This window comes from Paenibacillus apii, assembly GCF_011043685.1.
In the GTDB taxonomy this organism is placed as follows: domain Bacteria; phylum Bacillota; class Bacilli; order Paenibacillales; family Paenibacillaceae; genus Paenibacillus_AQ; species Paenibacillus_AQ sabinae.
In genome coordinates this window covers 258,647-277,378 of the sequence record NZ_JAAKGU010000002.1, presented here as the reverse complement: position 1 = coordinate 277,378, position 18,732 = coordinate 258,647, and the positions used below count along the sequence as shown (strand labels likewise).

Annotated in this window: 16 protein-coding genes; 2 read left to right on the top strand and 14 right to left on the bottom strand. The window is 54.8% G+C overall.

Annotated features, from left to right (window positions below; translation table 11 throughout):
- Positions 1-34: 34 nt before the first annotated feature.
- Positions 35-1,534: an aminotransferase class V-fold PLP-dependent enzyme gene (locus G5B47_RS07195; protein WP_165096116.1), complete on the top strand. Its 1,500-nt coding sequence runs from the start codon at positions 35-37 to the stop codon at positions 1,532-1,534.
- A gap of 1,499 nt (positions 1,535-3,033) precedes the next feature.
- On the opposite strand, the gene G5B47_RS07190 is transcribed toward G5B47_RS07195, so the two are convergent.
- The 9 genes from G5B47_RS07190 to G5B47_RS07150 form a co-directional block, all read right to left on the bottom strand.
- Positions 3,034-3,942, bottom strand: a complete 909-nt coding sequence (locus G5B47_RS07190; protein ID WP_165096113.1) for an aldo/keto reductase — start codon at positions 3,940-3,942, stop codon at positions 3,034-3,036.
- A gap of 37 nt (positions 3,943-3,979) precedes the next feature.
- A complete protein-coding gene (locus tag G5B47_RS07185) occupies positions 3,980-4,603 on the bottom strand; it encodes a TVP38/TMEM64 family protein (RefSeq protein ID WP_165096110.1) in 624 nt (207 codons plus the stop codon).
- A 183-nt stretch (positions 4,604-4,786) separates the two neighbouring features.
- Complete coding sequence (locus G5B47_RS07180) at positions 4,787-5,452, bottom strand: bifunctional 2-keto-4-hydroxyglutarate aldolase/2-keto-3-deoxy-6-phosphogluconate aldolase (protein WP_165096108.1); 666 nt, start codon at positions 5,450-5,452, stop codon at positions 4,787-4,789.
- A 67-nt stretch (positions 5,453-5,519) separates the two neighbouring features.
- A complete protein-coding gene (locus tag G5B47_RS07175) occupies positions 5,520-6,485 on the bottom strand; it encodes a phosphoglycerate dehydrogenase (protein ID WP_165096105.1) in 966 nt (321 codons plus the stop codon).
- Positions 6,473-8,164, bottom strand: a complete 1,692-nt coding sequence (ilvD, locus tag G5B47_RS07170; protein ID WP_165096103.1) for a dihydroxy-acid dehydratase — start codon at positions 8,162-8,164, stop codon at positions 6,473-6,475. Before ilvD ends, G5B47_RS07175 begins: the two co-directional genes overlap by 13 nt.
- 149 nt (positions 8,165-8,313) lie before the next feature.
- Positions 8,314-9,591, bottom strand: a complete 1,278-nt coding sequence (locus G5B47_RS07165) for an MFS transporter (RefSeq protein WP_165096101.1) — start codon at positions 9,589-9,591, stop codon at positions 8,314-8,316.
- Between the two features lie 18 nt (positions 9,592-9,609).
- Positions 9,610-10,560, bottom strand: coding sequence for a sugar kinase (locus G5B47_RS07160; protein WP_165096099.1), 951 nt, complete (start codon positions 10,558-10,560; stop codon positions 9,610-9,612).
- A gap of 137 nt (positions 10,561-10,697) precedes the next feature.
- Entirely contained in the window at positions 10,698-11,462 is a 765-nt protein-coding gene (locus tag G5B47_RS07155) for a sugar phosphate isomerase (RefSeq protein WP_165096097.1), read from the bottom strand.
- 232 nt (positions 11,463-11,694) lie between these two features.
- Positions 11,695-12,753 carry a LacI family DNA-binding transcriptional regulator gene (locus G5B47_RS07150; protein ID WP_165096095.1) on the bottom strand — a complete coding sequence of 353 codons (1,059 nt, stop codon included), beginning with the start codon at positions 12,751-12,753 and terminating at the stop codon, positions 11,695-11,697.
- Positions 12,754-12,867: 114 nt separating this feature from the next.
- Between G5B47_RS07150 and G5B47_RS07145 the strand changes: the two genes are divergently transcribed.
- The gene (locus G5B47_RS07145) at positions 12,868-13,371 is read left to right on the top strand and encodes a GNAT family N-acetyltransferase (protein WP_165096092.1); all 504 of its coding nucleotides are present in this window, start codon (positions 12,868-12,870) and stop codon (positions 13,369-13,371) included.
- A gap of 137 nt (positions 13,372-13,508) precedes the next feature.
- Here G5B47_RS07145 and G5B47_RS07140 read toward each other — a convergent pair whose 3' ends face one another.
- The 5 genes from G5B47_RS07140 to G5B47_RS07120 form a co-directional block, all read right to left on the bottom strand.
- The gene (locus G5B47_RS07140) at positions 13,509-14,369 is read right to left on the bottom strand and encodes a transglutaminase family protein (protein ID WP_165096090.1); all 861 of its coding nucleotides are present in this window, start codon (positions 14,367-14,369) and stop codon (positions 13,509-13,511) included.
- A 31-nt stretch (positions 14,370-14,400) separates the two neighbouring features.
- A complete protein-coding gene (locus G5B47_RS07135) occupies positions 14,401-15,942 on the bottom strand; it encodes a glycoside hydrolase family 32 protein (protein WP_165096087.1) in 1,542 nt (513 codons plus the stop codon).
- A gap of 402 nt (positions 15,943-16,344) precedes the next feature.
- On the bottom strand, positions 16,345-17,199 hold the full coding sequence (locus tag G5B47_RS07130) for a MetQ/NlpA family ABC transporter substrate-binding protein (protein ID WP_165096084.1): 855 nt from the start codon (positions 17,197-17,199) through the stop codon (positions 16,345-16,347).
- A 51-nt stretch (positions 17,200-17,250) separates the two neighbouring features.
- Positions 17,251-17,919: a methionine ABC transporter permease gene (locus G5B47_RS07125; RefSeq protein WP_025336935.1), complete on the bottom strand. Its 669-nt coding sequence runs from the start codon at positions 17,917-17,919 to the stop codon at positions 17,251-17,253.
- Positions 17,916-18,713: a methionine ABC transporter ATP-binding protein gene (locus tag G5B47_RS07120; RefSeq protein WP_165096082.1), complete on the bottom strand. Its 798-nt coding sequence runs from the start codon at positions 18,711-18,713 to the stop codon at positions 17,916-17,918. The genes G5B47_RS07125 and G5B47_RS07120 overlap by 4 nt, the downstream gene beginning before the upstream one ends.
- Positions 18,714-18,732: the final 19 nt, after the last annotated feature.

The window sequence follows — 18,732 nt, the reverse complement described above, 5'->3', positions numbered from 1 at the left end:
GGCCAAAGACACTACCCGTCTGGAGGGACTGCCCGTGCTTAGATCCACCCTCGCCTCTTCCGCGGAAGCGGATGATTCATTGGAGGCGTATTTTAGCCCATTTCGCGAACGAACGATTGGACTGGGACATACCCTAACGACCCCCTACGGAAAAAAACATCTGCTGTACGCCGATTGGACCGCAAGCGGCCGCCTGTACGAACCGATTGAGCGCAAAATACAGGAGCAGTTCGGCCCCTTGATCGGCAATCCGCATACTGAGGCCAACGCCACGGGGATGACGATGACCCGGGCCTACGAAGAAGCCGTGCGCATCATTAAGCGGCATGTGAACGCCGGTCCCCGCGATGTTCTTCTGTTCTGCGGAAACGGCACGACGGCGGCCGTCAACAAGCTTCTGCGTCTGCTCGGACTCCGGCTGCCTGAATGGTTGGTAACTCCACAGGTGGTGCCCGAGGAGCGGCCGGTCATCTTCGTCACTCATATGGAGCATCATTCCAACCTGCTTCCGTGGCAGGAGAGCATAGGCGAGGTTGTCGTCCTGCCCCCGGGGCCGGACGGCAGCGCCGACCCGCGGCGGCTGGAAGCCGCGCTGAGACTGTACCGGGACCGCAGGCTGAAGATCGGCTCGTTCACTGCCTGCTCGAATGTGACCGGCATCGAAACGCCGTACCGGCAGCTGGCGTCGGTCATGCACCGCTATGGCGGTCTGTGCTTTGTCGATTTCGCGGCCAGCGCGCCGTATACGGACATCGACATGCATCCGCCGTCTCCGCTGGAGAGGCTGGACGCCATTTTCTTCTCGCCGCATAAATTTCTGGGCGGGCCGGGCACAAGCGGCGTCCTCGTATTTAGTGCGGACCTCTACGGCAACCGGCGGCCCGACGAGCCGGGCGGCGGCACGGTTTCCTGGGTGAGCCCGTGGGAAGCTCCGAGCTACTTCCGGGGAATCGAAGCCCGGGAGGACGGCGGAACCCCCGGCTTTCTTCAGGCGATCCGCACGGCGCTATGTCTCCGGCTAAAAGAGCGGATGACAACAGAGCGTATTCTGCGCCATGAGCGCGAGCTGTGCCTTCAGCTGCTGGACGGACTTCAGGCGATACCGGAAATTACGGTACTGGAGGGCGGTGTCCGCAGCCGCCTTGGCATCGTCTCCTTGACGGTCCGGGAGATGCACTATAATCTCGTCGTCAGACTGCTGAACGACCGCTTCGGCATTCAGGCACGCGGCGGCTGCTCCTGCGCCGGCCCTTACGGCCACTACCTGCTCTCGATCGACAGGGAAGCCTCCGCCCAGATGGGCAAGGCGATCCGTGCCGGCGATCAGTCGCTACGGCCAGGCTGGGTGCGCCTGTCGCTGCATCCCGTTATGACCTCGGGCGACGTCGCCTTCATCCTCCTGGCCCTGAAGGCAATCGTCAGCCAGCGGGAGGTCTGGCAGGCCGACTACCGCTACAGCCCCGCGACCAACTGCTGGCGCCACCGCTCGGAGAGCGAGGAGGAACCGGATATGGAGCGGCTGTTTGCTCTGTAGGCCGGCCGTGGGGCGGGGCCGGGACGCGGCCTGCTGCGCTGCGCAGCCGGAAGGCGCGCCGGGCTCTTCGGCGGGGCACTGGCCGGGACGCGGCCTGCTGCGCTGCGCGGCCGGAAGGCGCGCCGGGCTCTTCGGCGGGGCACTGGCCGGGACGCGGCCTGCGGCGCTGCGCAGCCGGAAGGTGCGCCGGCACTTGGGCGGGGCACTGGCCGGGACGCGGCCTGCGGCGCTGCGCAGCCGGAAGGCGCGCCGGGCACTTGGGCGGGGTGCTGGCCGGGACGCGGCCTGCGGCGCTGCGCAGCCGGAAGGCGCGCCGGGCTCTTCGGCGGGGTGCTGGCCGGGACGCGGCCTGCGGCGCTGCGCAGCCGGAAGGCGCGCCGGGCACTTGGGCGGGGTGCTGGCCGGGACGCGGCCTGCGGCGCTGCGCGGCCGGAAGGTGCGCCGGGCACTTAGGCGGGGCACTGGCCGGGACGCGGCCTGCGGCGCTGCGCGGCCGGAAGGTGCGCCGGGCACTTAGGCGGGGCACTGGCCGGGACGCGGCCTGCGGCGCTGCGCAGCCGGAAGGCGCGCCGGGCACTTGGGCGGGGTGCTGGCCGGGAGCCTATACGGCCCGGACGAAGGCCGCTCCTCTGCGCCCCAGCTGCGGAGGCCCGGCCTTCAAGCCCGGCACTGCCGCTGCAATCAAGAGGGGCTCTTCTCCGCCTTAGGGCCCCCGAAGCAAACGAGCCGCAGAGGATGGTGTAACCACCTTATCCTCTGCGGCTCGTCTTTTGCCTTCTTGCTAGGAGGGCATGCCCATGACCCCAAGCAAGCCTCTCCATGAAGCGGAAATCCTCCCGCTTATTCTCAAATTTCAGCACACTTTTACTCGCTGAACAGGAAAAACTCCAGCTTATTTGCCGCTTCCCCGTCCATTCCGGTTGAAACGCGGAATTAAGAGGGAGTTTTTCCAGTCCATACCCGGAAAAGGCCCATTCAGGCCAAATAAAGGGGAACTTTTCCACCTTATCTGTTCTGATCTGTTCTGCTCAGTCCTGCAAAGTCCTGCTCCGTCACGCTACGTTCTGCTCAGCCCTGCTAAGCCCAACTAAGCCCTGCTTCCCCTCAGTTCCGTAACATCCCGCCCCAGTTCAGCCGACGATCGTGCCCAAGGCACAGGCCAGCCAAAGCCGAAGCCGTACGGTCTGGCGCCCCACTCCCAGCCTTACCGCCCCGCTCCCTCAGTTACGGCCGGTACAGCACACGGCACAGGCCCGGCGGACGTTCCCGTCTCCTGGAGCGGGCATCGCCAGCGGCAATGGCGCTGGCATTATTTTCACCATGCGGTTGGTCCATCCTGCTCCGTCACGCTACGTTCTGCTCAGCCCTGCTAAGCCCAACTAAGCCCTGCTTCCCCTCAGTTCCGCAACGTCCCGCCCCAGTTCAGCCGACGATCGTGCCCATTACCCAATCCAGCCTAACCTTCGGCCCGGCCTCCTGTCCCTTCTTACCGCCCCAGGCTATCCCTCCGCAACCATATCAAGATCCGCAGCCTGTGCATTCGAGACCACCTGCTCCACGTTCTTGCAGCCCGGGATCACACTCGTCACCGCGGGATGCTGCAGGCACCAGCCCAGCGCCCACTGCGCCATATTGAGCCCGGCCGGTACTTCATTCGCGGCGATTTCGGCAATGAGGCGCAGCTGCTCCTCCCGTTTCTTCGCATCATGGTTCGCCCGCACATCGCCGGCCTGGAACACCGCGTCCGCCTTGTATTTGCCGCTAAGGTATCCGCTCGCCAGCGGAACCCGGGCCAGCACTCCAAGGTTGTGCTCCCTGCACAGCGGGAACAGCTTCTCTTCCGGCTGCCGCTCCAGCCGATTATATACCACCTGAATCGCCTCGGCGCCGATCTCCGGAGCGGAGGACGTCTGATGAACGCCGTCATTGGCGGTGCTGATGGAAACACCCAGGTGACGGATTTTCCCCGCCCGCTTCTGCGCGTCCAGCATATTCCACAGCTTGTCGTTGTCGAAATCGGCGTCCGTGCCGGAATGGAACTGGTACAGGTCGATATACTCCGTCTGAAGCGCGCGCAGCGAGTCGTCCAGCTGCTTCAGCACATCTTCCGCGCTCCACAGCTGCTCCCGCTTAAGATGGCCGCTGAAATGATGGCCGAACTTGGTTGCGACAATCCAGTTCTCGCGTTTGCGGCGGCTCAGGTAGCTGCCGATGAATTTTTCGGAGAGATGGTCTCCGTAGCATTCAGCCGTATCAATCAGATTGATGCCGAGCTCGCCGGCCTTGTCCAGCATGGCATCGACTTCATTCTGGGTGAAATCCTTCCCCCATTCGCCTCCGAACTGCCAGGTTCCTACTCCGATTACCGATACGTTAAGACCCGTGCTTCCAAGCTTGCGGTATTTCATGCGTCACATTCCTCTTTTCTTAAAAAAGTATTTGGACTTAGGGCCTCCGCCGTCTCCCCCCGCTATGTGAAAGTCTTGAAAAATAACCCTCAATCGATTTGACGCCCCACAGCGACAGCAGAACGAACAGCAGCACATAGAGAACTTCCGTTGGATTTCGGATAAATCTTCCGGCATCACTGCCGATAAACGATACGGCGAACACCATAATAGCCTTGCCTGCGGCCAGAGCCAGCAGGTAAGAGCGAAGCCGCATTCCGGCAAGCCCGGCGGCCAGATTGATAACGACGAACGGCCCAACCGGGAACAGGCTCAGCAGGAATACATAGCTGAAACCGCTCCGCCGCACCCACTCCATGGCTCTCGCCACCTTCGGCCGCTGGGCCCATTTGCGCAAGAAGCGCCAGGAGGCGATTTTACGGATGATCAGAAAAGTTGCCAGACAACCCGCAACAATTCCGATCCAGGAGTACAGAAACCCGGGCCACAGCCCGTACACCGCGGCATTCAGGCCGACGATAAGCAGGGTTGGCAGCGGCGGAACAAAAGACTTCATAAAGGTCAGCACAATCCCCGGGAAAGGACCGAGCGACCGGTAACGCTCCAGCATGCCGCGGAGATTCTCCTCGGTAAGCCAGGAAATAACATCCAATACATACATAGCAGCCTTAGGTGCTCCTTATCTTTCCAATGATTTCAACAGCCTTATTATACATGATAACTGTACCCATTTCCCTTCCGGCAAACTCCCCTTCCCTATTCACAAATTTATATTTCAAAAAAAAGTTGGCCCACCGTCCGTTTCACATGACGGTGGGCCAACCTTATTCAATGAATCGCAGCCTTATTTGATCGCTGCTTTGAACGCTTCAATATACTGGGCCGATTTCTTGGCAACCAGGCTGTAGTCCTTCTCGCGAATGGCATCTGTCGTCAAGTCGGAACCGATACCGACGGCAAAGGCTCCGGCTTTGATCCAGTCCTTCAGGTTCTCCAGGTTGACCCCGCCAGTCGGCATGATGTTCGTTTGCGGCAGCGGGCCCTTGAATGCCTTGATCATAGCTGGCGAGTACAGGTTGCCCGGGAACAGCTTCACAACGTCGACGCCCAGGTCGAGCGCTTCCTGAATTTCCTTCGCCGTCATAACCCCCGGCATGATCGGAACGCGGTACCGATTGCACAGCTTGACCGTTTCCGGATTCAGCGACGGTCCGACGACAAATTCCGATCCGCTCAGGATGGCGGCGCGGGCGGTCTCAGGATCAAGCACGGTTCCTGCGCCGATTACCGCATATTTATCGGAGTCCGCAGGCGCGCTCGAGGAATATTCGGCGGCCAGCTTCTCGATCGCTCTCAAAGCAAACGGTACGGTCAGCGTAACTTCGATAATTTTGATGCCGCCGGCGATCGATTGCTTCGCCATTTCCACAACTTCTTCAGGGGAATCTCCGCGGAGCACCGCGACGACGCCACCTTCATGTATCTGATTGACAATACGCAGTTTTTTCATTTCCAGTTCCCCTTTGTTTAAAAATAACGTGATCTATCCGATTTACTTGCTTCGGTTATTTTTTCGTTTACTTGTTAACCGGGATCTTGACCGGGAATTTAGGCGCTTCTCCGTTCACCGCGCGAATAGCTTCTTCCGCGGCCATTTTTGCCATCCGGTAACCAGCTTCTACCGTGTTGGAGCCGACATGCGGCGAGGTCACCACATTGGGCAGGCTGACGATGTCCAGCGTCGCAGGCGGCTCTTGGACAAAGGTGTCCAATCCGGCGCCCGCGATTTGTCCCGAGGACAGCGCCTCGTACAAATCCTGCTCGACGACCAGATCTCCGCGGGCTGTATTGATTAGAATCGCGGACTTCTTCATTTGGGCCAGAGATTCCTTGTTGATCATGCCGACCGTTTCCGGGATCGCCGGAGCGTGCAGGGTAATGAAATCGGACTGAGCGTACAGCTCCGGAAGCGTAACGTACTGCACGCCATATTTGTCGATCATATCCTGACGGACAAACGCGTCATACGCAATAACCTTCATATCAAAAGCAACTGCGCGCTTCACGACTTCGGCTCCGATGGCGCCAAGACCCACAACGCCCAGCACTTTGTCTCCAAGCTCGGTACCGGTGATGCGGCCCCAGCCCCCGTCTTTAACTCCTGCATTCATCTGCGGAATATGACGGGAAACGCTCAGCATAAGGGTCAGCGCCAGTTCCGCTACCGAGCGGGTAGGAGCGCCCGGCGTAATCGTAACCGGAATGCCCAGACGGTTCGCAGCTTCCACATCAATATTATCATAGCCGACGCCGTATTTGGCTACGACCTTGAGTGTCGGAGCACCCGCTTCCAGCACCTTCGCCGTAACCTCGTCAATCCCGGTAATGAGCGCGTCCGCTCCTTTGATGACTTCAATCAATTCCGCTTCCTTCAGCGGACGGCCTTCCGTATTCCAGATGACCTCGAATCCGGCCTGAAGGAGCATTTCCTTCGCTTCCTCCGAACGGGAGAAAGAGCGCGGCAGTGCAACTACTTTTGGCATACGGTTACCTCCTCTTTGATGACCTGCGATTCGTCATTGCCATCAGATACTACGCGCACGCCGCCCTTGGATGCCGAGGAAGCATGCTGCGCGTACAGACGAAGCAGCTTGCTGGCCTCAACCTTGAACTCTTCCAGATGCTTCGCGCGCTTCGCCAGCTCTTCTTCCGACACATGCAGCTGAAGCTTGCGGGTTGCGATATCGATCTCGATCATATCGCCGTCTTGCACCAGCGCGATCGTACCGCCTTCGGCAGCCTCGGGACTCGCATATCCGATCGACAGACCCGATGTCGCGCCCGAGAAACGGCCGTCCGTTACAAGTGCGGCGCGCTTGAACTTTCCGAGGATCTCCGTACAGCGGTGCAGTTCGCGCATGCCCGGTCCGCCTTTCGGTCCTTCGTAACGGATGACGACCGCGTCGCCTTCCTCAATCAGGCCCGCTTCATAGGCATCCGAGAAAGCTTCCTCGGAGTTGAACACCTTCGCCGGACCCGTGAAGCTTCTCAGCTCAGGAGCTACCGCCGATTGCTTGATCAGCGCGCCGTCTGCCGCCAGGTTGCCTACCAGTACGGCCACGCCGCCTTCCTTGTCGAGCGGCTCTTCCAACGTGCGGATGACGTCGCGGTCCAGCACCTCTGCGTCCGCAATGTTGTTCTCTACGATATCGCCTGTCACGGTCAGAGCACCGGTGTGCAGCAGCCCGCCCAGTTCCTTCATTAAAGCTTTCATGCCGCCGGCGCGCTGCAGGTCGTTCGTGGTATATTCCTGGTTATTCGGCGTTACACCCGCCAGGAACGGTACACGGCGGCTGATGTCGTCGAACAGGGTCATCGGCAGTTCGATGCCGAGCTCATGCGCGATCGCCGGCAGATGCAGGCACGCGTTCAGCGAACCGCCCATAGCCAGCAGCACGGAAATGGCGTTCTCGAATGCTTCACGGGTCATGATCTGGCTTGGCGTAATGCCTTTCTTCACCAGCTCAACGGCTTGACGTCCGGCCGCTTCCGCAGCGTCCAGCTGCTCGTCCGACAATGCCTGCATCCAGGACGTATTCGGCATAGCCATGCCGAGCGCCTCGGAGAGACCTTGCATTGTGTTGGCTGTTCCAAGGAACGGGCACGCGCCAGGGCCAGGGTAGTATTGGTTAGTTACTTCAACCAGACCTTTTTCGTCCAGCTTGCCGTCGAGGAATGCGCGTCTTGCCGCTTTGGATTCCTTCGGCTTGATGTGGTTCGGCATTACGCCGCCCAGCACAACAAGACCCGGCAGGTTCAGGCGAGCGGCTGCCATCAGCATGCCCGGAACGATTTTGTCGCAGGAGCTCAGGACGACCATGCCGTCAAAAATACCATGCGCCTTCACCATCGTCTCCACACTGTCGGCTACGATTTCGCGGCTGGGCAGCGAATATTTCATGCCTTCATGCCCTTGCGCGATACCGTCGCAAACGGCGATGGTGTTAAACTCAAGAGCCAAACCTCCGGCTGCTTCGATGCCTGCTTTCACACGGTCGGCCAGCTGGCGCAAATGCACATGTCCCGGCACGATTTCGTTCCAGGAGTTGGCTACGGCGATAACAGGCTTATCCATTTTGGAGTAGTCTACGCCGCAGGAGCACAGGTGAGCCTTCAGAATCGCTCTCGTAAAAGGCGAAATAGTAGAAATTCGGTTACTCATTATAAATTCCCCCCACATTTTACTGCTTGATTTTGTCCACTTGATTTTTTCTGAACGAATATGTCAATATCACATTTTTATAATACATAAAGGGAAGAGACGGCGCTGTGCCAAATATGACACACTGCGCCGTGTCTTCCAAACGGAATTTAAGCGGCCAATTTTTCACCGTCAGGAGCGTTTCCCTTAGGCGTTTTAACAACAATAGTCATTACGACGGATACGACAAGCGCCAGTGACATGAAGATAAAGGAAGCGTCAGGCGAACCGGTAGAGCCGTTCAGGTAACCTACAATGTAAGAGCCTGCGAAAGAACCGAGTGCGCCAAAGCTATTGATGAGCGCCATCGCGCCGCCCGAAACGTTCTTCGGCAGAAGCTCCGGAATGATCGCGAAGAAAGGTCCATAAGGTGCATACATCGCTCCGCCGGCGATAACCAGCAGCGAGTAGGAAAGCCAGAAGTTCGAAGCCCCGATCAAATAGGAACCATAGAAAGCGATCGCGCCAATCAGCAGACAAACCCAAACGGCACCTTTGCGGTTCATGGTGCGGTCAGCATAGTACGATACGCCAAGCATACCGATGATGGCAGCCAGGTACGGAACCGAGGACAACCAGCCTGCATTGACAATTCCCATACCGGACGACTCTTTAATAATGGAAGGAAGCCACATTACAAAACCGTAAACACCGATACTCCAGAAGAAATATTGAATGGACAGCATAATAACTTTCGGGTTCTTGAACGCTTCGCGGTAGTTCTTGACTTCTTTCATACCCTTTTGCTCTTCAAGAAGCGCTTGCTCAAGATCTTTCTTTTCGTTGTCGGACAACCACTTGGCTTCGCTTGGTTTGTCTTTGACAAGTCTCCACCAGAAGAATGCCCAAATTATGGAAGGTAAGCCTTCAACGATAAACATGTAACGCCAGCCGAGGCCATGTACCAGATATCCCGACACAATGGACATCCAGAGAACCGTAACGGGATTTCCGAGAATCAGGAACGTATTCGCACGGGAGCGTTCGCTTTTGGTGAACCAGTTGCTGAGGAAGACGAGCATCGCCGGCATTACAGCGCTTTCTACCACCCCAAGTGTGAACCGGATGACATAGAGAACCCGGATATCGTTGACCAAACCGGTTGCGGCTGCGCAAGATCCCCACAAGATTAGACAGAAGAATACGAGCTTCTTGGCACTTCTCTTCGCGGCATAAGTCGCACCAGGAATCTGACAGAAGAAATATCCCAGGAAGAACAGCGCGCCCAGCAGCGAGGAAGCGGATGGTGTAATGTTCAAATCATCGGCCATGCCCGATGCCGAACCGAAGCTGTAATTCGCGCGGTCCAGGTAAGCCAAGCTATATGTGATAAAAATAACAGGAATCAGTTTTAACCATCGGCTTGGAGCCAGCTTTTTATTTTCCATTTTATAATTCTCTCCTCATTAAATAATAACGGATGCTTCCATAAAAGCTGACAGCTGTCCACGGGTTGGAAGACCTTCCGAATCGCCTTCCGCTGTTACCGCAAGGGCTCCGATGGCGTTTCCGCGGCGTACCGCTTCGCTTACCGACAGGCCGTCAAGCAGACCGCTGATTACGCCTACGGCAAATCCGTCACCGGCGCCGACCGTATCCACTGCCTTCACTTTGAAGCCTTCGACGATGCCTTCTTCGGTCGGAGTGCGGTAATACGCGCCTTCCGGTCCAAGCTTCACAGCCACAAGCTGTACCCCGCGGTCCAGATAATAGGCTGCAATATCTCTGTGGTTGGAATAACCGGTGAGCAGCTTGCCTTCTCCCATGCCCGGAAGAACCCAGTCCGCTTGAACAGCGAGCGCGTTGACCGTTTCGATCATTTCGGCTTCGCTGCCCCACAGCTTCGGCCGCAGGTTAACGTCGAACGAAATGCTTCGGCCCGCTGCTCTCATCGCTTTGATCGCTTCAAAGGAGAGCTCGCGAGCGCAGGACGAGATAGCTGCCGGAATCCCTGTCAAGTGGAGATGCTTTGCCGATGTAAAGTGATTCATGTCGACATCTCCCGGACAGATTGTGCTGGCAGCAGAGCCTTTGCGGAAATACTGAACCTGCGGATCGCCGTCCAGCACCTTGGATTTCATCTGGAATCCCGTCGGATAACGTTCGTCAACAAATACCGCATCCACATCTACATTCTCTTTGCGGAGAGCTTCGACAATGAATTTACCAAATGCGTCGTTTCCGATCTTGCTGATCCACCGCATGCCAAAGCCGAGCCGGGCCAGACCGATCGAGACATTTGTTTCTGCTCCGGCCAGTGCTTTTGTAAATTTTTCGATTTGATGCAGCTCGCCCGGACGATCAGCGATGAACATAGCCATGGCTTCTCCGAATGTTACAACATCGCATGCTTTCATAACCATTCCTCCTAAAAGTTTTGACAGCATCTGCTTTCAGTGTGCACTTCGCAAAACTTGCTTCGGAATCGAAGACCAACACATTGACAGCGTTTTCTTTCTCGGTGCGATTCGCACCTGCTTCGGAAGCGTAAAGGCTACGCCTCCGAAATCATGTCTACATACTTCCGCAGAACCCCTTCAACATCTTCACCTTCAACCGGAAACTCAATTGTGCGCGGCACATCGCGCGGGAGCAGGTCCAGAATGCTACGCCATAGGCTATCTTTATCTTCCGGCAGTCCCAGAGTTACCAGCTTCCCATCGATTTTCTCTACATGTTTTAAATGAATATAGCCGACATATTTATTTAGTTCCGCCGCCGCTTTCATGGCTTCTTCTTCGGTAAAGTTCCAGTTGCCGATATCAAAGGTCATCTGGATAAACAGCCCCGCTTCTTGGCAATCCTCAAAAAATTTACGAAGCTTTGCTACATTACCGCCATGAAGTGTTTGGTCATTCTCAACCGTCAATTCCAAAGCGTCCGAGTCGGAAACAAGGCTATTCCAGTACTTCTTCAGCCCTTCGAGATCCGACACTCCGGATTTGTAATGCCCAAGCGAAGTCTTGAGCCATACCGCTCCGATTGACAGCGCCTCCGGTATCACAACATCCAGCTTCTCCACATTCAGCGAACCATCCGCTTTCCACAGCTCAATAGGTGCCGAATAAACGCTTACAAGCTGGCCCTTCCTGATCAAGTCACTCAGATCGTCCAGGCGGGGAGTTTCCTCCCGGAACAGCTCTCTGCGAATTTCAATACCGGCGCATCCTCCGGCTATGGCTACCGGGACACATAATTCTTGTCCCCCGTCTGCGGCCAGCGGGCCGAGGGAAGCCGTCGTCGTAAATACCTGAGTCATCCCAAATTCTCCTTTAGTCAAAAAATAGCCCTTCTACCCTTTAGAAAACTCAATGGTATCGATAAACGGTATCGGTTCCATTCAACTTCTAAAGATGAGCCGCTTTTAATTCAAGCGACCCTAAGTGACACTTTTCACAACCTACGCTAATCGATTAGGAATGGAATCGGTTATCGGTATCGGTTCCACTGGCATAAAGATACATGAGGGGAGGCTCCTCCGTCAATACAGTTCACAGGATCTTAGCATTTCTTGATGGAGTTGAACCTCTTGTGATCAAATTCGCAGACAAGGCAAAATGCTGCTCCGGTCCGTTATCGCCGGCTATCCGCTCCAGAATCCGCTCCATCGCCTTATTGCCAATCTCAAAGGTCGGCTGCGCAATCGTTGTGAGTCCGGAACCAACCACGGGCGCCCACTCCGAATCGTCAACACCGGCAAAGCCGACATCTTCAGGGATGCGGAGCCCCCGCTTCTGCAGAGCATTGATCAATTTCAGCTGGGTCACTACATTGACCGCAAAAATCATCCGGTATTGACCCTGCGTCTCGGCAATAAACCGGTCCAGCTGTTCGTCGAACTGCCCCTGAATCCGGGGCTCATATTCGTAAATATCGTCGACGCTGGGATGTCCGGCCGCAGCCAGAATCCGGACAAAGGTCTGGGCCCGCTCAATTCGGGAGCTGACACGCTGAATCGGCTGCGAGAAGAAGCCGATCCGCTCAAATCCTTGATCAAGAAAATGCCCCGTCGCTTGGATCATGGCCTTTTCATTATCAGTCCCTACCGTATCGACTTTAAGTCCCGGGATTCTGCGGTCGATCAATACGATCGGAATTTGGTCCTCCGAGAGTTCCCGCAGATTCTCCAGGTTCTGTCCGGTCGGGTGGATAATCAGCCCGTCAACGCGCTGGGCATGCATCATCGCGATATAATTTTTTTCCTTCTCGGGATCGTTATCCGTATTGCACACAATCATGCTGTACCCCTGTTTCGTGCACACGTCCTCGGCCCCCTTCAGAACGGAGGTGGAGAAGGGGTTGGAAATGTCTGCGAAGATCATGCCGATGGAATAGCTGCGGTCCTGGCGCAGGCCTCGGGCCAGCCGGCTCGGGCGGTAGCGGAGCTCTTTCACGCTTTGTTTAATTCTTTGCAGAGTGGCATCGGAAATTGATTTATAGTCACCGCTCAAATAGCGGGAAATGGTCGTCTTGGAAACCCCGGCGGCCTTGGCTACATCGGCGATTGTCGCCTTTTGCGGCGGCTTTGGGGGCTGATTGATGGAATCCATGGCTTGCCCTCATTCTTGTTCAAAATTATGGAGATTCTTTATTATATCACACGAAGATTTACAGTTATAGTTTTGTTAATATGCTATATTTTTATCAAAAAAGGAGGAAGACTCATGCGGATTCATTCGAATATCCTCTCACTGAGGAAGACCGAAGAGAAGGACCTGGAATTCGTGCTGGCCGCTGAAAGAAGCGAGGACAACCGGCCGTTTATCGGCCAGTGGACAGCGGATCAGCACCGCGCCGCGCTGCATGATGCCGGGATGCTGCATCTGATCATCGAGACGGACACGGGGGAGCCGGCGGGGTACGTAATCGTAACCGGCCTTCAAAACGCTAATCTTTCCGTCTGCATCCAGCGCATTGTCATCGAGCGCAAGGGCCGCGGATACGGCAAAGAAATGCTGCCGCTGCTTATCAGCTGGCTTTTTCGCAGCACCCCGGTCCATCGGCTGTGGCTGGATGTCCGGGAGCATAATGTTCGCGCGCGGCATCTTTATGAAACCGTCGGTTTTGTGTATGAAGGCACACTGCGGGACTGTGTTATGACGGAAAGCGGGTTTGAGTCGGAACATATCCTGTCGATCTTACGGCCGGAATACGAGGCGGGACGTTAGCCCAATTGTTCGCGCCCGCGGTGCTAATCGACTGCCGTATTCTCTCCCGCCGGGGAGATGGGACGGCGTCCGGGCAGGAACAACGGCGGCCTGTTCCGGCGGCACCACAAGCTGCATTCGCCCGCGCCGTTCCGGCGTCATTCCCCCGGATGCTCCAGCAGTGTCACGGACACGCCGACGTCCAGCGTACTGCTGCCTCCGCGATAAACGCCCTGCAGCGGGCTGACGTCAGCATAATCGCGACCCGTTCCAACACGGATGTGATTGTCCAGCGCCTCCACATTATTGGTCGGGTCAAGGCCGACCCAGCCGATGCCCGGCACCATCACCTCGACCCAGGCGTGAGTGGCCGCATCGCCCTTCAGGGCGGAATCTTCGCCGACGTATAAATACCCGCTAACATACCGGGCCGGGATGCGCCCTGCGCGCAGGATGCCGATCATGACATGGGCCAGATCCTGGCACACCCCTTTTTTCAGTTCAAAAGCCTGCCGGGCCAACGTGTTCACGCTTGTCGCCTCCCCGCAATAGGTGAACGTTTCGTATACATACTTCATAACCCGTAAAGCGTACTGCACGGGATTGTCCATCTCGCCCAGCCCGCGCTTCACTTCCGACAACTGCTCCGGGTGCAGCAAGGTATAGTCGGTCTCGTTCAGAAAGGACAGATAATGCTGCCGGAATTGCTGGGAATGAAAAATATCCTGCATCCGCTTCGAATACTGGATTTCATAGATAAAGGAACCTCGCTGAATGCTTACGACCGACGTGGTCTTTACTTCCAGCAGATTATGCTTCTCGGGTATAAAAAAAGTCTCCACCTGATTGCCCCACAGATCGGTATATTCTTGGGTCAGGGAAGCCGGTGTGATCTCCGCCCGGTACATCAGCAGCCGCTGTACTTCATCCGTCAAGGGTTTAAGCCGGATCGTATTCAAGCTTTGATCGACTTGCGTTTCATATGTGAACGTATTCGTATGCACAATTTCATAGTTCATCGGACATAACGTCTCCTTTGAGGCATTCTGTTTAGTTGATCGTTAATTCATTAGAATTCCTTAGTTTTAGGTAATCTAAATGCACATGTCCATCTGTCCATAGTCTCAATCCATCTGAAGACAAATCATTTAATATTATATTACTCAGCACGTATTCCCCGTCATTGATGAATACTTCGACTGCATTCCTGTCCACTAATATTTCCAGCTTAATTTTCCCCTCTTTCGGGTGTACAATCACTCTTTGCGGTCTGTTGAACTCCTCAACATCAACCTTTATCCTTGAACTTCCCCTATTAAACACAAATTCATTTATTGATTTATCATAGGTCAGATCTGCATGCTGCCCGTCCCCATCTCTAACAGAAAACCCAAACTTGCCTTCCGTTAAATCTGCAACATCTATTTGGGCCTCAATAGAATAAGAAAGTCCATGAAAATCTTTAAAAATATTCTCTTGACCCGTGTATATATCTTCCCCTCTTATATCCATTATTGTAAGAAAATTATCAAGAAGATTCCATACCGGTTTTTGCACCAGCTTTAATCCGTCAGGTGTTGTTTTTAACCGTATTTCTCTTACAATACTCGTATTTCCATTAAACGTATCCCACGGGAGCTTGCCTGCATAATTCCAATTATTCATCCACGAAATAAAGTACCTGAAGTTCCCATTTGTATACGGAGCATCCCAAGTAACCCCTGTATAAGAGTCTGCGCCCTGTTCCAGCCATTTGACATTAGTTGCAGCATGAAACTCCCTTCCGTCAAAGTCACCTACAAAGTAACTGGAGCCTGTTGTTAAACCATAATTAAACCCGTTTCCCCCGATCATCAGGACCCATTTTTTATTATCGCTATTGTCATCGACGTTCAATTGAAAAAGATCAGGACATTCAATAATTCCAATATCCTGTCTTACAAAAGAAGAAGTATACTCCCAGTCTTTTAAGTTAGAAGATGTATAAAATCCCACTTTATCTCTTTCTGCTAGTAGCATGACCCACTTTTGGGTTTCTTCATGCCAAATGATTTTGGGATCTCTAAAATCGGCACTTCCTGTTGGATTATGCTGGACGATACTATAATATTTAAAAGAATTTCCGCCATCTGTACTATACCAAAGGTGAGTAGATTGTCCTTCAAATGGCATCGTTACCAGCGCAATTACAGCATTTTTGCCGAATCCTGCTGTGTTATTTTCATCGACAACCGTACTGCCCGTCCAAGGGTCTCCATACGGAGTTTTATATTTTTGTATAGCTACCGGTTTCCTCTCCCAGTGAACTAAATCCGTAGACACCGCATGAGCCCATTCTGTACCATTTCCGCCCCATGAAAAATCGTCGTTATAAAGATAGTACAAATGGTGTTGACCGTTGATGTATAAAGGTCTTTGGACGTCGTTCATCCACTCTGCTTGAGGAGTAATGTGAAACTCCGGACGATTTAATTCAGAATTTGCAAAGGCTGCTTTCGATCCGACGAATCCAAAAGAAAATAATAATCCAACAAGGACTGCGAATAGTACACCTCTTGCTTTATTACTTATAAATTTTACTCTCACTCTCATTGAAATCTCCTTCCACTTACCGTTTTTTAACTCCAGTTTTTTCCTCACATATTTGATTTATCGGAATACGCCAGCTCAAATACAATATCTGAATCGACAAATTTCACCAAATTCTTGTATAATTCTTCTAATCGGGATATCAATGGGTGCGCGGGATTGGTCGAAAACTGGGTTTTTGTGTGGGAAAACCGGAGTAAAACAGATAGTGGATATGAAGTGGAAGTGAAGCTTCTTTCTGAGGAAACATGCGGTAGGCCAAAATGAAACCGGCCGGCCAAGGATAAATCCCTTGACCGGCCGGATTGTTTGTTTTTGCATATGTGAGGAGCCCCTAAAGATATAAGAAACTTACTTGTGGGACAGCCTCAAAAATGGATTGTACTAAAGTTTCATTGGCGAACTCTAGAACGCCGGCACGACGGCTACGCCGTATTTATCTTCGATAAATTTTTTGACATCCGGACTGGTCAGAGCTGCATCCAGCTTCTTGATCTCCTCGCGGTTCTCATCCCCTTTGCGGACAACCACTATATTGGCGTAAGGCGAATTCGCGTCTTCGCGGAACAGTGCCGACTTGGGATCGATTTTCGCCTCAAGGACGAGGTTGGTATTGATGATCGCTCCGTCCAGATCGGGCAGCGAACGCGGCAGCGTGGCGGCATCCGCTTCGACAAACTCCAGGTTATGCGGGTTATCCACGATATCTTTGGGAGTCGCCTCGTAAGTCGTAATACCGTCCTTCAGCTTGATTAGCCCCTGCTGCTGAAGCAGGACAAGCGCCCGGTATTCGTTGGAAGGATTGTTCGGAATGCCGATTTTCGCGCCGTGCGGGATTTCGTCCTTGCTCTTCAGCTTCTGCGAGTAGAAGCCGATCGGTTCCACATGAACTTTAGCCGTAACTACGAAATCATAGCCCTTCTCTCCCTTAACGGAATCCAGATAAGGAACGTGCTGGAAGTAGTTGGCATCGATCTGCTTCTCCTGGAGAGCAGGATTAAGCTGTCCGTCATCATCCAGCGTAACGACCTCCAGATTGACGCCTTCTTCCTTCAGCTTCGGCTTGATAAACTCCAGAATCTCGGCATGCGGCACGGCCGACGCCCCCACCTTGATTGTCACTTCCTTGGGCGCTTCGCTTGCAGCCGTGCTGGCCTGCGGAGCCGCCGCTTCCCCGTTACCGTTCTGCGATCCGCAGCCGGCCAGGATTCCTGTCGCCACAATGACCGCCGCAAACCATAAGCTTCTTTTTCTCGCCATCCCAATCCCTGCTTTCTCTGAAATATGTATGTAAAAAAGTATTACTACGCTTTAACCGTTCTTGCAGCGTCTCCGGTCAATGGAGCGGGCGATATAGTCGCCGGACCATTGGATAAGCTGCACAATCAAGATGATAAGAAGGACTGTCCCGAGCAAAATATCGGTCCGGAACCGTTGATAGCCGAAGCGGATCGCCAGGCTCCCGAGTCCTCCCGCGCCGATGGCTCCCGCCACCGCCGTAAATTCGGTGATGGATATGACGGCGATCGTCATCCCCCGGACCAGAGCGGGCAGAGCTTCGGGTATAAGCACCTGCAGGATGATGGTGAACGGCCCCGCGCCTACCGATTTGGCTGCTTCGATCTTGCCGTCCTCCACTTCGCGCAGGGCATTCTCGATAATTCTTCCCAGAAACGGAGCGGCGCCGATGGATAAAGACACGATTGCCGCCGTCGGGCCGAGCGTTGTGCCCACAATCAGCCGGGATAACGGCAGCAGAATGACAATCAGGATGATAAACGGGATCGAGCGTACGCCGTTGATGGCGGTGCTGATTACCCGGTTTACTCCGGGAGCGGAGAGGATTCCTCCCTTCTCCGTAACGACCAGCGTGATCCCAAGCAGCGTTCCCAGAAACAGCGCGAAGACCGACGACCACGCCACCATGTACAGCGTCTCCCGCAATCCTTCCCACAGCAATTCGGCCAGATCGTCTCTCATCGCAGCACAGCCTCCTTTTCCTGCTCCGGAGTGTCGCCGTGCTGCCCGCTCTTGTAGAAGTCGAAAATTCCGGCGAACCGTTTGGCCGTATCGCTCTGCGGGTCTTGAAACAGCTGGCGGACGGGCGCGCTCTCGACGATGCGTCCTCCCTCAATCACGGCGGCGCCGCTGCAAATGTGACGGAGAACATCCATTTCGTGCGTAATCAGTACGATCGTAAGGCCGAGATTGCGGTTAATATCCCCGAGCAGCTCCAGAATGGAATGGGTCGTCTGCGGATCTAGCGCCGAGGTCGCTTCGTCCGACAGCAGCACGTCCGGCTCTCCGGCCAGCGCCCTGGCTATGCCTACCCGCTGCTTCTGTCCCCCGCTCAGCTGGGAAGGATAGCTGCCGGCCTTGTTCGTAAGCTTCACCAGCTCCAGAATGTCCCCGACGCGCCGCTTCACCTCTGACTTAGGATAACCTGCCACTTTCAGCGGAAACGCGACATTTTCGAATACCGTCTTGGAATCGAACAAGTTAAACTGCTGAAAAATCATCCCGATCTTGCGGCGGGCCAGCCGAAGTTCACGCTCCTTAAGATCGGTGATGACCGTATCGCCGATCACAATGCGGCCCGAATCCGGCTCCTCCAGCCGGTTCAGACAGCGGATCAGCGTGGACTTCCCGGCACCGCTGAAGCCGATGATGCCGAATATCTCACCTTTCTCGATCTGAAGATTAATATCCTGAAGCGCCGGAACCGTTCCGCTGCGCGTCCGGTAGCTCTTGTTCAGTTTAGTAACGGTGATCATGCCCGAACCGCCTTCTTTC

What these genes read in the sequence shown, in the direction of transcription:
- ilvD (WP_165096103.1), bottom strand. Translation starts at nt 8,164, where the DNA reads ATGAGTAACCGAATTTCTACTATTTCGCCTTTTACGAGAGCGATTCTG.
- G5B47_RS07180 (WP_165096108.1), bottom strand. Translation starts at nt 5,452, where the DNA reads ATGAAAAAACTGCGTATTGTCAATCAGATACATGAAGGTGGCGTCGTC.
- G5B47_RS07135 (WP_165096087.1), bottom strand. Translation starts at nt 15,942, where the DNA reads ATGAGAGTGAGAGTAAAATTTATAAGTAATAAAGCAAGAGGTGTACTA.
- G5B47_RS07125 (WP_025336935.1), bottom strand. Translation starts at nt 17,919, where the DNA reads ATGAGAGACGATCTGGCCGAATTGCTGTGGGAAGGATTGCGGGAGACG.
- G5B47_RS07165 (WP_165096101.1), bottom strand. Translation starts at nt 9,591, where the DNA reads ATGGAAAATAAAAAGCTGGCTCCAAGCCGATGGTTAAAACTGATTCCT.
- G5B47_RS07190 (WP_165096113.1), bottom strand. Translation starts at nt 3,942, where the DNA reads ATGAAATACCGCAAGCTTGGAAGCACGGGTCTTAACGTATCGGTAATC.
- G5B47_RS07145 (WP_165096092.1), top strand. Translation starts at nt 12,868, where the DNA reads ATGCGGATTCATTCGAATATCCTCTCACTGAGGAAGACCGAAGAGAAG.
- G5B47_RS07130 (WP_165096084.1), bottom strand. Translation starts at nt 17,199, where the DNA reads ATGGCGAGAAAAAGAAGCTTATGGTTTGCGGCGGTCATTGTGGCGACA.
- G5B47_RS07120 (WP_165096082.1), bottom strand. Translation starts at nt 18,713, where the DNA reads ATGATCACCGTTACTAAACTGAACAAGAGCTACCGGACGCGCAGCGGA.
- G5B47_RS07140 (WP_165096090.1), bottom strand. Translation starts at nt 14,369, where the DNA reads ATGAACTATGAAATTGTGCATACGAATACGTTCACATATGAAACGCAA.
- G5B47_RS07160 (WP_165096099.1), bottom strand. Translation starts at nt 10,560, where the DNA reads ATGAAAGCATGCGATGTTGTAACATTCGGAGAAGCCATGGCTATGTTC.
- G5B47_RS07175 (WP_165096105.1), bottom strand. Translation starts at nt 6,485, where the DNA reads ATGCCAAAAGTAGTTGCACTGCCGCGCTCTTTCTCCCGTTCGGAGGAA.
- G5B47_RS07155 (WP_165096097.1), bottom strand. Translation starts at nt 11,462, where the DNA reads ATGACTCAGGTATTTACGACGACGGCTTCCCTCGGCCCGCTGGCCGCA.
- G5B47_RS07185 (WP_165096110.1), bottom strand. Translation starts at nt 4,603, where the DNA reads ATGTATGTATTGGATGTTATTTCCTGGCTTACCGAGGAGAATCTCCGC.
- G5B47_RS07150 (WP_165096095.1), bottom strand. Translation starts at nt 12,753, where the DNA reads ATGGATTCCATCAATCAGCCCCCAAAGCCGCCGCAAAAGGCGACAATC.